8 protein-coding genes and 3 pseudogenes are annotated in these 16,160 nt (G+C 66.7%); 3 read left to right on the plus strand and 8 right to left on the minus strand.

The window, feature by feature from the left end; all coding sequences use genetic code 11:
• Positions 1-91: 91 nt before the first annotated feature.
• The 8 genes and pseudogenes from ftsZ to murC form a co-directional block, all read right to left on the minus strand.
• A pseudogene (gene ftsZ / locus V8F63_RS00725) lies at positions 92-1,694 on the minus strand (cell division protein FtsZ).
• Positions 1,695-1,936: 242 nt separating this feature from the next.
• The gene (locus V8F63_RS00730; protein WP_392355002.1) at positions 1,937-2,479 is read right to left on the minus strand and encodes a TonB-dependent receptor; all 543 of its coding nucleotides are present in this window, start codon (positions 2,477-2,479) and stop codon (positions 1,937-1,939) included.
• Complete coding sequence (locus V8F63_RS00735) at positions 2,386-5,256, minus strand: TonB-dependent receptor (protein ID WP_392354204.1); 2,871 nt, start codon at positions 5,254-5,256, stop codon at positions 2,386-2,388. The genes V8F63_RS00730 and V8F63_RS00735 overlap by 94 nt, the downstream gene beginning before the upstream one ends.
• A gap of 354 nt (positions 5,257-5,610) precedes the next feature.
• Positions 5,611-6,914: pseudogene (ftsA, locus tag V8F63_RS00740) on the minus strand (cell division protein FtsA).
• A gap of 32 nt (positions 6,915-6,946) precedes the next feature.
• Positions 6,947-7,702: an FtsQ-type POTRA domain-containing protein gene (locus tag V8F63_RS00745; RefSeq protein ID WP_392354205.1), complete on the minus strand. Its 756-nt coding sequence runs from the start codon at positions 7,700-7,702 to the stop codon at positions 6,947-6,949.
• 85 nt (positions 7,703-7,787) lie between these two features.
• Positions 7,788-8,726 (minus strand): D-alanine--D-alanine ligase, encoded by a 939-nt coding sequence (locus tag V8F63_RS00750; RefSeq protein WP_227157940.1) that lies wholly within the window; start codon positions 8,724-8,726, stop codon positions 7,788-7,790.
• A 245-nt stretch (positions 8,727-8,971) separates the two neighbouring features.
• Entirely contained in the window at positions 8,972-9,880 is a 909-nt protein-coding gene (murB, locus tag V8F63_RS00755; RefSeq protein WP_392355003.1) for a UDP-N-acetylmuramate dehydrogenase, read from the minus strand.
• Positions 9,881-10,033: 153 nt separating this feature from the next.
• Positions 10,034-11,479 carry a UDP-N-acetylmuramate--L-alanine ligase gene (gene murC / locus V8F63_RS00760; RefSeq protein WP_392354206.1) on the minus strand — a complete coding sequence of 482 codons (1,446 nt, stop codon included), beginning with the start codon at positions 11,477-11,479 and terminating at the stop codon, positions 10,034-10,036.
• A gap of 145 nt (positions 11,480-11,624) precedes the next feature.
• Between murC and V8F63_RS00765 the strand changes: the two genes are divergently transcribed.
• The 3 genes and pseudogenes from V8F63_RS00765 to V8F63_RS00775 all read left to right on the plus strand — a co-directional run bounded on the left by V8F63_RS00765 (position 11,625) and on the right by V8F63_RS00775 (position 16,130).
• The gene (locus tag V8F63_RS00765; protein WP_392354207.1) at positions 11,625-13,706 is read left to right on the plus strand and encodes a catalase; all 2,082 of its coding nucleotides are present in this window, start codon (positions 11,625-11,627) and stop codon (positions 13,704-13,706) included.
• 124 nt (positions 13,707-13,830) lie between these two features.
• Positions 13,831-14,910 (plus strand): site-specific DNA-methyltransferase, encoded by a 1,080-nt coding sequence (locus tag V8F63_RS00770; RefSeq protein ID WP_278069581.1) that lies wholly within the window; start codon positions 13,831-13,833, stop codon positions 14,908-14,910.
• A gap of 130 nt (positions 14,911-15,040) precedes the next feature.
• Positions 15,041-16,130: pseudogene (locus V8F63_RS00775) on the plus strand (glycosyltransferase family 4 protein).
• Positions 16,131-16,160 lie beyond the last annotated feature (30 nt).

Genomic DNA, 16,160 nt, shown 5'->3' on the forward strand with positions numbered 1-16,160 from the left:
CCGGCGCCCCGCCGCGAGGCCGCTCGCCCAAGCAAAACGCCCCGGAGACCAGCTCCGGGGCGCTTCTAGACTTTAGGGCCGTTTAGGGCGGTCAGTTCGCGAGGCGGCGAAGAAAGGAGGGAATCTCCAGGTCGTCGTCTTCGCTCTGGCCCAGTTGCGGGTCCTGATGCTGCGGCTGGATCGACTGGGTCTGACGCAGCTGCTGGGTCGTGCGGTTCGACGACGGCGGCGGTGCGTAGGAGGGCTGCTGCTGCGGCTGCTGGCGCTTGCGACCGAACAGGCTCCAGCCGCTGCGGCGGTGATCGCGCTCGTCATAGAAGGGCTCTTCGGCAGGCTCTTCGTGGCGGGCGGCCGGACGCTGGGTCGAGTGCTGGGCCGGTTGCTGCGGCGCAGGCTGCTGACGCTGGGGGGCGCGGTCGAAATAGAGGTCGCCCTGCTCCGAAGACGCTGCGGTCTGGCCGCGGCCGCCGCCCTGCTCGTATTCCTCGACCCACGGATCGACGATCGGCTCCAAGTTGCGCGGCGCGTCGTGGATCACGGGCTCGGGCTTGGCTTCGATCCGAGGCTCAGGCGCGCGTGCGGCCGGGGCTTCATAGGTCGGAGCCGGCGCAGGTTGCGGCGCGGCGTCGCGCACCGGGTCGATGCGAACCTCCGGCTGACGCGGCGCAGCCGCCGACGGCGCGCCCGTGCGGCTGAACGTCTGGCCCTGCGGCTCGATCTGCTGAATGACAGCCTCGTCCATGCCGGTCGCCACGACCGAGACGCGGATCTTGCCGTCCAGGGCCGGGTCGAAGGCGGCGCCGAAGATGATGTTGGCGTCGCCGTCCACTTCGCCGGCGATGGCGTTGGCGGCCTCGTCGACTTCCAGCAGGGTCATGTCCATGCCGCCGGTGATGTTCACCAGCACGGCCTTGGCGCCCTTCAGGCTGGTTTCGTCCAGCAGGGGGTTGGCGATGGCGTTCTGGGCCGCCAGCAGGGCGCGGTCGTCGCCCGTGGCCTCGCCCGTGCCCATCATCGCCTTGCCCATCTCGCTCATCACGGCGCGGACGTCGGCGAAGTCCAGGTTGATCAGGCCCGGCAGGATCATCAGGTCGGTGATCGAACGCACGCCCGAGTGCAGGACCTGGTCGGCCATGCCGAAGGCGTCGGAGAAGGTGGTGCGCTCGTTGGCGACCCGGAACAGGTTCTGGTTCGGAATGACGATCAGGGTGTCGACGTAGCGCTGCAGCTCGGCCACGCCAGCGTCAGCCAGGCGCATCCGGTGGCGGCCTTCGAAGGTGAAGGGCTTGGTCACCACGCCGACGGTCAGGATGCCGCGATCGCGCGCGCATTTGGCGATGACCGGCGCCGCGCCGGTGCCGGTGCCGCCGCCCATGCCGCAGGTGATGAAGACCATGTGCGCGCCTTCCAGGTGCGCGTGGATCTCATCGGCGCTTTCCTCGGCGGCGTTCATGCCGACCTCGGGGTGGCGCCCGCGCCCAGGCCTTGGGTGATGGTCTCGCCCAGCTGGATGCGACGGTCGGTCTTGGCGAAGCTCAGATGTTGGGCGTCAGTATTGGCGACGACGAACTCCACCCCTCGAGGCCGGAGTCGATCATGTTGTTGACGGCGTTGCCGCCGGCTCCGCCCACGCCGAACACGACGATGCGGGGCTTCAATTCCGTGGCTTCCGGCCTGACCAGCGAGAGAGACATTATGTAATCCGACCTAAGGACCCTGCCCTTCGTCCCCAACGCGAGATCCCCGCCGAATCGCATTGGTTATGAGCGCGTTAAGGAAAACCCTGTCTGAGTTAACGAAGAGTTACCCTCGGTAGCGTGAGTCGGAGGAAATGGCAGGCGATTTCCCTAGCTTAGCCACAAAATACCGCCGGCATTACAACGAAAGGGCGGCTCGATTGAGCCGCCCTCCGCTTAGCTTCAGTAACTAGTCGTTGTTACCACGCCTTCCAGTTCACCCCGATGTGGTAGCGCGTGCCCCACGGATCGAAGTTCGGGTACATGGTGAAGCCCAGCCACTTAGCCTGCTCGGCATCAAACGCGTTGGTGACGCCTGCGCGGATCGAGACGTCCTCCGTAACGTTGTAGCGAACCGTGAAGTCATGACGGGCGAAGTTGCCAGTGTTCATATACTGCACCAGTCGCGCGTCCGCATTCGCCACGAAAGTACGCATCTGCGAGATGTCCTGGGCCGTCTGCCAGTCCATCGTCCAGTTCAGGCTCCACTTGGAGGTCGGACGATACGTCAGCGACGACGTCATGCGAACGCGAGGATACCGCAGCGTCGAATCCAGGCCCGTATAGTCGTTGGGATCTTGGGAGTTGTTGAACTGCTTCTGCTCGATCAACCAGGTCCCGCCCAAACGGTAGTCCAGTCGACCCACGTTCAAGCCGAACATCTCTTCCATGTCGACCGAATAGTTGGCCGTGAAGTCCAGACCGCGCGTGGTGCGCTTGGCGTAGTTGATCGAGCTTTCGATGTAACCGCCGACCGGATCGCTGCTGGGCGCGCCAACCCCAAACGGGACATCAGGATTGTTGCGGAAGATGAACGAGCAAGCTCCTCATTGAGCGTCGGCCCGTTGACGCAGTTTTCAGCCAGCGTCTGCGCCGACACGGAGGCGATGACGTTGGTCAGTTCGATCTCGTAATAGTCGAGAACGAGGCTGAAGTTCGGAATGAAGCGCGGCTGGAGCACGACCGAGAAGGTGAACGAGTCGGACTCTTCGGGTTCCAGGTTCGGGTTCCCGCCACTCACGCCAGAGATGCTGGACGTGGAGTAAAGGCGACCGAAATCGTCGGTGGTTCCCGGCGTGTCACCGGCGAAGTCGAACGTGAGACCCTGCTGAGCGGCCAGAGCGGTACAGTTCTTGATCCGGTTCGCACGATACTCCGCATTCGCGGCGGCATTGATGTTGGACGTGGTGCAGGGATCGTTCGAACCAAAGAACGAGAACGTCTGCGAAAAAGGACCATACACTTCCGACAGGGTCGGAGCGCGCAGAGAGGTATTGAAGCTCGTCTTGAAGGCGATGTCCTGGATGGGACGATAGACGAGGTTGACGCCATAGACGTCACCCGTGCCGATATGGCTGTAATCGAAGTAACGGTACGAACCGCTCAGCTCGGCAAATTGGCCAAGGAAGCTGTCGCGGAACAGGGGGATGGAGATTTCGCCGAAGATCTCGTCGCTCTCGTATTCCACCGGCTCCTGATCAGGACCGCTGTTCAGGAACAACAGACGGTCACCGAACTCACGATCGCGGCCCGTGCCTTCGGTGAATTCACGCCGATGCTCGGCGCCGATGGCCATGCCGATGCGGCCAGCGCCCCAGAAGTCCCACAACTGGCCCGAGAACGAGCCCAGCAGTTGCTCCTGCTCATTACGATCGGTCGTGCCGACTTCAGCGTAGAGGTAGTCCAGAGCTTCCTGGCTCTGCTGGCCAACACCGAAGATATTCAACGGCTTGCACTGCTCGATTGCAGCGCGACCGGCTTCGGAGCTGCGAACGTCACCGCCACGCACCAGGTCGCCGAGTTGTCCCATCGGGACGCCCTGCTTGGCGAGCAAGGTCGAGCGGCAGACAATACCGCCCGGCGCGCCGAGCAGCCCCGCCGTGTCACGCACGGCGTCCGCCGCGAACGCCATGCGCTCGACATCGACGCCGCGTTCACGGTTTGCGACCTCGACCTCGCCGTAGGTGTAGCCGATGTCCCAGCTACCGTCCTTGACGAACAGGAAGTTGTCGAAGCGCCCTTCCACCGAGGCCACATAACGCGTCAAATCGCGCGTGTTGAGCTGGCTGCGATCCGGGCCGCGCAGCGCCGAGCGGGCGTAGGGCGCCGCCGCAGTGCCGAGCAGTTGACCCGGTTCCGTGGCGGTGGGCTGCGAATAGATGTCGATCCGGTTGTTGAGGATCGCCTGCCGCAGATTTTCCGGGATGAAGGCGTTGTCGCTCAGACGAATGTCGAAGGCGCTGGTCGCGCGGATGGTCGACAGCCGGTTAGCGGCCGTGCGGTCTGAGATGAAGATGTCGAAGAAGGTGGGTTGCCCTTCGTCAAAGGTCTCTTCCTCGACGCGCTTCGCTTCGAACCGAGCCAGGATGCTTTCCGTCAAACGGAAGTTGGCCCCAACCTGGAACCGCTTCGCTTCGGACCGCGGGAAGAAGGTGTAGTTGGCGTATTCCGAGGCCAGTTCGCCATCGCCGCCGACGTTGTAGACTGGCGACAGACCCGTCCCGACGCGCGTTCCGAAGTCCGCAAGCCTCGCCGAGCCATCGCCGTTGAACACCCAGGACTTGCCCTGAGCGAGCTGGGTGCAGTTGGTGTTGTTGTAGTTCGCCGTCGGCACGGCGGAGCCCACAACGCCGCAGCTGAAATAGCTCGTGTCCGGGTCATTGGTGGGGCTGGCGGCGCGGTTGTTGGCCAGGTTCACGACGCCCCAGCGCAGCCGTTGCATGGTGCGAAGGTTGGAGAACAGGGTAGAATCGATGACACCGTCGAAGGGTCGCGCCACCGGGTCGGCGTCGGTCGAAACGAGCGCTGTCGAGCCACGGAGCCAGTCCACGTCCGCTGCGCGTACTTCGTCCGCCTTCTCGTACTCGCCAAACGCATAGACGTTCAGGCGGTCGTCGAAGAAGTTTTTGCCGATCAGCGCAGAGACGCGTTGGTTCGCCTCGCCGCCATCGTTGATCATGCCGTAGTTGGCGTCGATCTCGGCCCCTTCGTAGTCTTTGCGAAGATTGAAGTTCAGCACGCCCGACACGGCATCAGCGCCGTAAACGGACGCAGCGCCGCCGGTGATGATCTCGATGTTCTGAATCAGAAGGCGCGGGATGGTGTCAACGTCGACCGCCAGAGAACCGCCGTTGGAGCCGACATGCCGGCGACCGTCAACGAGGGTCAAGGTGCGGCCCGAACCGAGCGAACGCAGGTTCGGCAGCGACAGGCCGCCATCGCCCAGACCGGAGCCCGTCGTATCAGAGGGCACCACCGAGTTCGACAGAGCAGGAATAGTGGCCAGGTAGTCGATCATGGTCGACTGGCCGCTTTCCAGCAGCTGCTCGCGCTGAACTTGGATCAGCGGAGTCGGCGAGGTGGTCGGATCGCGGCGGATACGCGAGCCCGTGACGACAATCTCTTCGACCTGGGACACCTGCTCATCAGGCTGCGTCGACTGCGCCAGCGCCGGCGCGGAAAGCGCCACGACGCCCGCAAGGACGGTCGTCCCAAAAAGATGTCTGCGGTTCATTTGCATTGGATGTGCCCCAACCTTGTTAAACTCAAAGCGCCCGAAGCGAACTAAAGGACCTTGTTAGCTTGGGTCTAACCAATAGCGCCGGCCAAGCAAGCTTTGTGTCTCGAATGGGGCCGATAAACGTCGTTCGTGTAACAATACGGCCACAACCCCGCCTCAGTTGGGAGCGCACGAGTCGCGCCCACTGCCGCTCAGCGAACTTCTATTTTCGGGGTTGATTCAAGCGCCGCGCCGCAGAGCTTCGCTGAAGTCGGCGCGAAACCCGGCTCGTGGTGGAGCCCTGGCTGCACATATGCGGCGGCGCTAGAACTCGAAACGTCGCAGCAGCGTATTCCGCGCGGCTGGATCTACGCCCTACAGGTTGTCTCGCAGCCACCCGGCCGCACGCGCCACCATGCCGCCGCGGTGCACCTTGGGCGCGTCGGCGGCGGTGATCTGGCGGGACATCAGCTTGCGGGCGGAGACCGCCTCGCGCGGGCCGTAGGCGGCGCGAAGAAGGACGCCGGCGGCCGAGCAGAAGGCCGGGCCAGCGGCGGCGTCGGCCAGGTGGGGCGCGCGTTGCGGGCGGCCCAGGCGCACGGGGCGGTCAAAGACGCGCACGGCCAGTTCGCGCACGCCGTTCAGCTGGCTGGCGCCGCCGGTCAGGACCAGGCCCGCGCCGGGCTCCAGGCCCATGCCGGCGTGTTTCAGGCGGTCGCGCAGCAGCTCCAGCGTCTCTTCGACGCGCGGGGCGATGACGGTCTTGAGCATGGCGCGCGGGACGATGACCGGGCCGGCCGAGGCGTCCTCGCCGCGCGGCGGGGCCTCCAGCATTTCGCGGTCTTCGTTGGCGCTGGCCATGGCGGAGCCGTGCAGGGTCTTGAGACGCTCGGCGCCGACGCGCGAGGTCGACAGGCCGCGCGCGATGTCGGCGGTCACATGGTCGCCGCCGACGTTCAGGCTTTCGATATGCAGCAGGGAGCGCCCGCCCCAGACCGCCGCCGAGGTCGAGCCGCCGCCCATGTCGATGCACAGGGCGCCCAGCTCCATCTCATCTTCTTCCAGCGCGGCGAGGGATGAGACGACGGGCGCGGCGGCCACGCCCTGAAGGTCGAGATGGGCCAGTTCGAGGCAGTGGCTGAGGGCGTTGAACGAGCCCTCGGACATGGAGACGACCAGCAGGTCGAGCCCCAGCGAGCCGCCGCGCATTGAGCGCGGGTCATGGACGCCGCGCGCCCCGTCCACCGACCAGGCGATGGGCAGGACGTGGATCGGGCGCCGGTTCGGCAGGCGATCTGGGCCAGGGCCATGCCGATGGCGCGGGCCAGGTCGGCGTCGCTGATCGGATGGGAGCCGAGCGAGACGCGAGCCTGCACCCGGTGGCTGGCCATCTGGCCGATGGCCGTGGTGACGACGACGCCGGAGACTGGCGCTCCGGCCGCGCGCTCGGCGCGTTCGACGGCGTGGCCGATGGCCTGCGCGGTTTCGTCCATGTTGACGATGGCCCCGCCCTTGACGCCGCGCGACTGGACGTGGCCGGCGCCGGCGACGCGGATGGTGCGGTCGGCGTGGCGCACCCCGTCGGGCTTCATGATGAAGCAGGCGACCTTGGACTGGCCGAGATCGAGCGCGGCCACGACCGGCGCGCGCGGCGCGCCCCTGCCCTGTTCCGGCTTCATGTCTCGGCTGCGTCCAACCATGGGGTCGTGTCCTAAGAGGTCAGAGAGTTAAACGGCGCCTTCGGAAGGGCGGACGGCCACTTCTTCCGGCGTGCGAAGGTCGATGCGGGCGAAGCCCAGGTCCAGCAGGCGTTCGCGCTGGTCCAGGGCGTCGAGGCGGATGAGGGCGGATTCTGATCCACGGCGGGCAGCTGGATCAGTGCGCCGTCCTTGAGGCGCAGATCCCAGCGGCGCTCGTCCACGCGGACCAGGGCGTCGACCTTGGCCATCAGGCGCGGGCGCTGGGCCAGGAGGGGCAGGACGTCGGAAGCGGCCTGGTCGGCGCCCTTGCCCACCACCAGGGGCAGGCGCGGATAACGGCCCGCGTCGGCGCCCTCGATGACAAGGCCCTGCGCATCGATGACGTGAGCCTTGCCGCCGACCTGCCAGACGGCGAGGCGGTCGTGTTCCTTGACGTCCACGATCAGGGTGTCGGGCAACAGGCGCACCACGCGCGCCTCCTTGACCCAGCCGACGGTCTGCACCCGGTCGCGCACGGCGGCCAGGTCCAGGCTGACGATAGGCTGATCGGCATGGACGCCGACGGCGGCGCGCACGGCGGCGGCGGCCTCGGGCGAGGCGCCGGTGACGTGAACCTGGCGCACCTTCAGACCCATGCCGGTCGTCACGGCGTCAAAGCGCTCGGTGGCGGCCGTCGAGATGCGCTCGGCGCGCGCGCCGGTGGCCAGCACGGCCGCGACGATGCCGACGCCCACCACCAGGGTCGCCGCCACCACGCGAGGCGACATGTCCAGCCGGCCGATCGCGGCCGCGCGGCTAGGGGAGCGCCGCGCGCGCCGCCCTTGCCCGAAGACTGTCGCCGACCGCCGCGCACTACCGCGGGCATAAGGCGTCCTCCACCATCCAACGAACCAGTTCGCGATAATCCATCCCGACATAGGCCGCTTGCTCGGGAGCGAGCGAGGTCGAGGTCATGCCGGGCTGGGTGTTGATCTCCAACAGAACGAGAACGTCGTTAACATCGTCATAACGGAAGTCGGCTCGGGAAACCCCTCGGCAACCCATGGCTGCGTGAGCCAGCTCGGCCTGGCGTAAAGCCTTGTCAAAGACGTGCGGCGGCAGCTCGGCGGGCAGGACGTGCGTGGAGCCTCCCTCGGCGTATTTGGCTTCGTAGTCGTAGAAGCCCTTGGTCGGGGTGATGTCGGTGATGGTCAGGGCGCGCGGACCGGTCGCCTCGCCCAGGACGGTGACCGCCAGCTCCTTGCCGGCGATGAAGGGCTCGACCATGACCTGATCGCCATAGGCCCAGTCATCGGCGCCGACCTCGGCCACCGGACGGTTGGCGCCCTCGCGCACCAGGAACACCCCGACCGAGGAGCCCTCTGCGTTCGGCTTGACCACATAGGGCGGGTCGATGACGTGGCGGCTGGCGACCTCATGCCGATCGAACAGGCCCCCGCCCGGCACGATGACGCCCGCGGCGCGCAGCACGGCCTTGGACTTGTCCTTGTCCATCGCCAGGGCCGAGGCCAAGACGCCGGAGTGGGTGTAGGGGATCTTCAGCGTCTCAAGGATGCCCTGGACGCAGCCGTCTTCGCCCCATTTGCCGTGCAGGGCGTTGAAGACGACGTCGGGCTTCAGCGCTGTCAGCACCTGGGCCAGATCGCGCCCGGCGTCGACGCGTGTGACCTTGGCCGCCTGCCCTTCCAGGGCGTCCGCGCAGCCGCGACCCGAGGACAGCGACACCTCGCGTTCCGACGACAGGCCGCCCATCAGGACAGCGACATGGAGGGTGTTCAGGGGCGCACGCATGGCAACATCCGAAGACTAGCCCGCCCCTATGCCCTGAATACGGTTAACCGGTTGGAAACGATACGGGGTCGTGGAAGGAAATTCGTCACCATTTTCCTTCTCCCCTTGTGGGAGAAGGTGGCAGGCGGAGCCTGACGGATGAGGGGTGCGACGGCGCTGGGTGAGCGGCTGGAAATCAGGAACTGTCGCGCCGACACCCCTCACCCGGCCCTGAAGGGCCACCTTCTCCCACAAGGGGAGAAGGATTACGGACGCCCGATCCGCCTGATTTCCCAGTTCAGCTGCACGCCGGTCTTTTCCAGCACGTCGGCGCGGACGGCTTCGCCCAGGCCTTCGATGTCGGCGGCGGTCGCCTCGCCGGGGTTGATCATGAAGTTGGAGTGCAACTCGCTGAACTTGGCGCCGCCTCCGGTCACGGCGTGCAGCTTGCCGCGCCAGCCCGCGTCGTCGACCAGCTTCCACGAAGAATGGCCGTCCGGATTCTTGAAGGTCGAGCCGCCTGTTTTCTCGCGGATCGGCTGGGTCTTCTCGCGCCGCTCGGTGATCTCCTGGATGCGGGCGGCGACGGCCTCGGGCGCGTCGGGCGTGCCGCGGTAGGTCGCCTCGATCCAGATGATGTCGGGCGGCGCGTTCGAGTGGCGGTAGGCGTAGCCGAAGTCGGCCAGGGACAGTTCGACCCGCTCGCCCCTGCGGTTCAGCCCCCAGGCGGACACCAGCACGTCCTTGGTTTCCGAGCCGTAGCAGCCCGCATTCATGGTCAGGGCGCCGCCGATGGAGCCGGGGATGCCCGCATAGAACTCCAGCCCGGCGATGCCCGCCTTGGCCGAGGCGCGCGCCACCATGCTGTCCAGCGCCCCGGCGCCCGCCGTGACGGTGTCGCCGTCGGTCGTCACCTGCCCCCAGGCGCGGCCCGCCAGACGGATCACCACGCCCTCGACCCCCCGGTCCCGCACGATCAGGTTGGAGCCGACGCCGATCACCGTGACGGGCACGCTTTCGGGCAGGGCCTTCAGGAAATCGGCCAGATCATCGGCGTCGGCCGGGATGAACAGGGCGTCCGCCGCGCCGCCCACACGGAACCAGGTGTAAGGCCCCAGCGGCTCGTTCAGCAGCAGCTTGCCGCGCACGGCGGGGAGATTATCGCGCCAAGGCATCATTATTTCCGCTCATCCCCGCGGAGGCGGGGACCCAGTAAGAGCTGCTGCGATGCCCGCTCATGACAACCTGCGCAAGACCCCGAGCGTCGCCGCCTGCAGCCAAAGCACTGGGTCCCCGCCTCCGCGGGGATGAGCGGATGATGGAAAGGCTCAGCCCAGCGCCTCCAGCTGCGCCGGCAGGGCGTAGGCCCAGCTGGTGATGTCGCCGGCTCCGAGCAGGACGACCAGATCGCCCGGCTTCGCCTCTTCGCGGATGACGCGCGGCAGGGCCGCGGCGTTCTCCAGCGCAGCGACGTGGAGATGGCCGTAGCGGCGCACGCCCTCGACCAAGGCGTGCTTGTCGACGCCCTCGATCGGCTGCTCGCCCGCCGGATAGACGTCGGCCACCAGAACGCTGTCCGCGTCCGAGAAGCAGGTGGAGAACTCCTCCATCAGGTCGCGCAGGCGGGTGTAGCGGTGCGGCTGGACCACGGCGATGACGCGGCCGGGATTGTCGGCGTTATGCACCACCTGGCGCGCGGCCTTCAGCACGGCGGCGATCTCGACCGGGTGGTGGCCGTAGTCGTCGATCACGCGCACCCCGTGGGCGACGCCCGTGGTGGTGAAGCGCCGTTTGACCCCGCCGAAGCCCGCCAGACCCGCGCGGATGGACTCGTCGTCCACCCCGATCTCGCGCGCCACGGCGATGGCGGCCAGGGCGTTGGAGACATTGTGCCAGCCCGCCATCGGCAGGTGCAGGTTCTCGATGCGCGCCGGTTCGTCCAGAGCCGCCATGCCCTGCCCCTGAATCACCACGTCGAAGCGCGAGCCGTCCGGGTCCATCCGCACATTGTCAGCGCGCACCATGGCCTGCGGATTGAGGCCGTAGGTGACCAGACGGCGGTTGTCGATCCGGGCCGCCAGCTTCTGCACCTCGGGGTGATCGAGGCAGACCACGCCGAAGCCGTAGAAGGGAATGTCCTCGATGAAGTCGCAGAAGGCCTTCTTCACCGCGTCGAAGTCGCCGTAGTGGTCCAGGTGCTCCGGGTCGATGTTGGTGATGATCGCCACGGTGCATTTCAGGCGCAGGAAGGAGCCGTCGCTCTCGTCCGCCTCAACCACCATCCAGTCGCCGTCGCCGACCTTGGCGTTGGTGCCGTAGGCGTTGATGATGCCGCCGTTGACCACCGTCGGGTCCAGCGCACCCGCGTCCAGCAGGGCCGCGACCATGGAGGTCGTCGTCGTCTTGCCGTGGGTGCCGCCGACGCCGATGGAGAATTGCAGCCGCATCAGTTCCGCCAGCATCTCGGCCCGACGGACCAGAGGAATGCGGCGTTCGCGCGCCACGACCAGTTCGGGGTTCGCCGCCTTGACCGCCGTGGAATAGACCACCGCCGAGACGCCCTCGCTCACATGGGCGGCGTCGTGGCCGATGTAGATGCGGGCGCCCAGCTTCTCCAGCCGCTCGGTGTTGGCGCTGGCCTTGGCGTCCGAGCCCTGCACCTGATAGCCGATCTTCAGCATGATCTCGGCGATGCCGCTCATGCCGATGCCGCCGATGCCGACGAAGTGGACAGGCCCAAGGGCGAACGGAACGGGGCGAAGACGACGGATCATGCACGCCTCATAGCCGCACCGTCGCCGACTGCGAAGACGCCCCAGGCGCCTGCGCGGCATTATATGTAAAATCGGCTGAACCCCGCACCCAATTGCGCAGACCGAACGTTCGTTGCTCGCCATGACGGCCAGGAGGAGCGACGCGGTGCCCGAGAATTCGACAAACCAAGACATCATCGGCCAAGGCGGGGAGTTGCATCAGCAGGCCTCGACCCCCGAGACGCGGCTGACCACAAACCATGGGACGCCGATCAGCGACAATCAGAACTCGCTGAAGGCGGGTCCGCGCGGACCGACGCTGCTCGAAGACTTCATCCTGCGCGAGAAGATCCAGCATTTCGACCACGAGCGCATCCCCGAGCGCATCGTCCACGCGCGCGGCTCGGCCGCGCACGGCGTGTTCGAGCTGACCGAGAGCCTCGAACAATACACCACGGCCAAGATCCTGACGGAGGTCGGCGAGAAAACGGAACTGTTCGCCCGCTTCTCGACCGTGGCGGGCGGCGCCGGTTCGATCGACACCCCGCGCGACGTGCGCGGCTTTGCGGTCAAGTTCTACACCAAGGAGGGGAACTGGGACCTGGTGGGCAACAACATCCCGGTCTTCTTCATCCAGGACGCGATCAAGTTCCCCGACTTGATCCACGCCGTGAAGATGGAGGCGGATCGCGGCTATCCGCAGGCCGCGTCCGCCCACGACACCTTCTGGGACTTCGTCGGCCTGATGCCCGAGACCACCCACACGGTGATGTGGGCCATGTCGGATAGGGCCATCCCGCGCTCCCTGCGCATGATGGAAGGGTTCGGCGTCAACACCTTCCGCCTGGTCAACGCCAAGGGCGAATCGCACTTCGTCAAATTCCACTGGCGGCCCAAGCTGGGGACGCAGGCGACCTGCTGGGACGAGGCAGTGAAGATCGCCGGGGCGGATCCCGACTTCCACCGCCGCGACCTGTTCGACGCCATCGACCAGGGAGACTTCCCGCAGTGGGACTTCGCGGTGCAGGTGCTGACCCAGGCCGAAGCCGACGCCCTGCCCTTCGACATCCTGGATGCGACTAAGATCATCCCCGAGGAAGTCCATCCGCTGAAGGTCATCGGCCGCATGACGTTGAACCGGAACCCCGACAACTTCTTCGCCGAAACGGAACAGGCCGCCTTCCTGCCGACCAACATCGTGCCAGGCATCGACTTCTCGGACGACCCGCTGCTGCAGGGCCGGCTGTTCTCCTATCAGGACACCCAGCTGTCGCGGCTAGGCACGGTGAACTTCCACCAGATTCCGATCAACCAGGCCAAGGGCTGCCCCTTCCAGAACTTCCAGCGCGACGGCCATATGCAGACCCGCGTCCCGACCGGCCGCGCCAACTATGAGCCCAACAGCCTGGCTCAGGCCGGAGAGGAAGGCGGCCCCCGCGCCGACGCCAAGGGCGGCTTCACCAGCTTCCGCGAGCCGGTGGAGAAGGAGAAGGTGCGGCTGCGCTCCGAGACCTTCGCCGACCACTACAGCCAGCCGCGGCTGTTCTTCGCCAGCCTGGCCGCGCCGGAACAGGCTCACCTGGCCTCGGCCATCGTGTTCGAACTGTCGAAGGTCTCGCTGGAGCACGTCCGCAACCGCGTGATGGGCAATCTGCGCAACGTCGATGAAGACCTCGCCAAACGGGTCGCCGACGGCCTGGGCATGGCCCTGCCCGAAAAGACCCCGGCGGCGGCCGAGCCGATCGACCTGGACCCGTCGCCCGCCGTGCGTCTGATCGGCAAATACCCGGACAGCCTGAAAGGGCGCAAGGTCGGCGTGCTGGTCACCGACGGGGCCGACGGGGCCGTGGTCAAGGCGGTGCAGGAAGCGGCCAAGGCGGCCGGCGCGGCCGTCGAGATCATCGCGCCCAAGCGCGGCGGGGCCAAGCTGAAGGACGGCTCGACGCTGACGGCGGATCATCAGTTGGCGGGCGCGCCCTCGGTGCTGTTCGACGCGGTCGCCCTGGTGCTGTCGGCCGACGGCTGCGAGCAGTTGCTGACCGAAGGAGCGGCCGTCGACTTCGCCAAGGACGCCTTTGGGCACCTGAAGGCCATCGGTCATACGCCCGAAGCCCAACCCCTGCTCGACAAGGCGGGGGTCGAGGCCGACGCCGGCGTGGTCGATCTGTCGAACGGGGCCGACGGCTTCATCAAGCCCGCAGCCACCCGTCAGTGGGACCGCGAACCCAAGGTCCGCACCCTGGCCTGACGACGAGAGGTGGGGCGGCCGCCGAGCGCCGCCCCATTTCCTTCGCCTGTTCTGAATCTTGGTTACTCCGCCTTAACCGTAAGGATTCACCATAAGCGCCTCATCTGTCCGGGGCCGCTTTTCCATGTCCGAGTTGAAGACCGACGTCATCCTGCGTGGCGACTGCATCGAGGTGCTGAAAGGCCTGCCGGACAAGTCGGTGGACATGGTCTTCGCCGACCCGCCCTATAACCTGCAACTGGGCGGCGACCTGCTGCGTCCCGACAACTCCAAGGTCGACGCGGTCGACGACGACTGGGACAAGTTCGAAAGCTTCGCCGCCTATGACGCCTTCACCCGCGCCTGGCTGGGCGAATGCCGCCGGGTGCTGAAGGACGAGGGCTCGCTGTGGGTCATCGGCAGCTATCACAACATCTTCCGCCTGGGCGCGGCGATGCAGGACCTGGGGTTCTGGGTGCTGAACGACATCATCTGGCGCAAGTCCAACCCAATGCCGAACTTCAAGGGCACGCGCTTCACCAACGCCCATGAGACCCTGATCTGGGCCGCCAAGTCGCGCGAGCAGAAGCGCTACACCTTCAACTATGACGCGCTGAAGGCCTTCAACGAAGACACCCAGATGCGCTCGGACTGGACGCTGGCCCTGTGCACCGGCCACGAGCGGCTGAAGGACGAGGACGGCGCCAAGGCTCACCCGACCCAGAAGCCGGAGGCGCTACTGCACCGGGTGCTGCTGTCGGCCAGCCGCGTCGGCGACGTGGTGCTCGACCCCTTCTTCGGCACCGGCACGACGGGCGCGGCGGCCAAGCGCCTGGGCCGTCATTTCATCGGCATCGAGCGCGACGAGACCTACGCCAAGCTGGCCGAGAAGCGCATCAAGGCCGTCATCCCGGCCGCGCCGGAAGACCTGGTCGTCACCGGCTCCAAGAAGGCCGAGCCCAAGGTCCCGTTCGGCGCCCTGGTCGAGGCGGGCCTGCTGGCTCCCGGCGACAAGCTCTACTGCCCCAAGGGCGAGCGCGAGGCGCGGGTGCGCGCCGACGGCTCCCTGGTGTCCGGCGCCCTGACCGGCTCGATCCACAAGCTGGGCGCCCTCCTGGAAAACGCCCCGGCGTGCAACGGCTGGACCTACTGGCGCTTTAAGACGGACACGGGACTTCGCCCCATCGACGCCCTGCGCGCCGAGATCCGGGCCGGGATGCAGTAGGGCGCGATCTCGCTCTTCGCCTAACTCACAGGCGCGATTGAATAATATCGTTCCGGCAACGCTGGAACCCGGCTTGGCCGGGCGGATTGAGGTTTCGGCGCCGCGTATCGCGCGGGCGCAGGAGCCTGTCATGAAAATTGCTCAAGTCACGCCTTTGTATGAGGCCGTGCCGCCCCGGCTTTACGGCGGCACGGAGCGCGTGGTCGCGCATCTGACCGACGCCCTTGTCGATCTCGGCCACGACGTCACCCTGTTCGCCAGCGCCGACGCCCGCACCCGCGCACGGTTGGTGCCGGTCCGCGACCAGGCCATCCGCCTGGACCCCGCGCCGCTGAAATCTGATCTCGCCGCGCACATGAGCCAGTTGGCCGAGGTGCTGGACAGCGCCGACCAGTTCGACGTCATTCATTTCCACACCGACATGATCCACTTCCCTTTTTCCAGGGGTGGGCCGACAAGACGGTGACGACGCTTCACGGCCGGCTTGATGTCAAGGATCTGGCGCCCGTCTATACGCGCTGGCCCGAGTTCGGCCTGGTGTCGATCTCGGACGATCAGCGTCGCCCCCTGCCCCACGCGAACTGGCGCGCCACCGTGCATCACGGCATGCCGGGCGATCTCTACCGGTTCTCCCCCAGTCGCAGGGCTATCTGGCCTTCCTGGGCCGCATCTCGCCTGAGAAGCGTCCGGACCGGGCCATTGAGATCGCGACCCGGCTGAACAAGCCCCTCAAGATCGCCGCCAAGGTAGACGCCGCTGACCGCGTCTACTGGGAGACCGTCATCGAGCCGCTGGTGCGAAACAACCCTCTGGTCGAGTTCGTCGGCGAGATCGGCGATGCGGACAAATCAGCCTTCCTGGGCGGCGCGGAGGCCCTGCTGTTCCCCATCGACTGGCCCGAGCCCTTCGGCCTGGTGATGATCGAGGCCATGGCCTGCGGCACGCCGGTCGTGGCCTTCGCCTGCGGGTCCACGCCTGAAATCATTGAGGAGGGAGCCACCGGCTTCCTCGTGTCCACGATGGAAGAGGCGGTCGCCGCCGCCGCCCATGCGCACCGGCTGGACAGGGAAGCCATCCGGGCCCGCTTTGATCTGCGCTTTTCGGCGACCGCCATGGCGCGGCGCTATCTGGACGTCTACGCCGACCTGCTGGCGCGGCGTCCGTTTGCAGCGCCGATGCGGCCGATCGAGGAAGAGCGCAGCTTCGCCGCTCTGGCCTAGAGGCCCCGGCCGAGGGCGAACGCTGTTTTC

The organism is Brevundimonas sp. LF-1, from assembly GCF_037055305.1.
GTDB classification, from domain to species: Bacteria; Pseudomonadota; Alphaproteobacteria; order Caulobacterales; family Caulobacteraceae; genus Brevundimonas; species Brevundimonas sanguinis.

Excerpts from the sequence above, each read along its gene's own strand:
- V8F63_RS00735 (WP_392354204.1), bottom strand. The coding sequence starts at position 5,256 with ATGCAAATGAACCGCAGACATCTTTTTGGGACGACCGTCCTTGCGGGC.
- V8F63_RS00745 (WP_392354205.1), bottom strand. The coding sequence starts at position 7,702 with ATGTCGCCTCGCGTGGTGGCGGCGACCCTGGTGGTGGGCGTCGGCATC.
- V8F63_RS00750 (WP_227157940.1), bottom strand. The coding sequence starts at position 8,726 with ATGCGTGCGCCCCTGAACACCCTCCATGTCGCTGTCCTGATGGGCGGC.
- murB (WP_392355003.1), bottom strand. The coding sequence starts at position 9,880 with ATGCCTTGGCGCGATAATCTCCCCGCCGTGCGCGGCAAGCTGCTGCTG.
- murC (WP_392354206.1), bottom strand. The coding sequence starts at position 11,479 with ATGATCCGTCGTCTTCGCCCCGTTCCGTTCGCCCTTGGGCCTGTCCAC.
- V8F63_RS00770 (WP_278069581.1), top strand. The coding sequence starts at position 13,831 with ATGTCCGAGTTGAAGACCGACGTCATCCTGCGTGGCGACTGCATCGAG.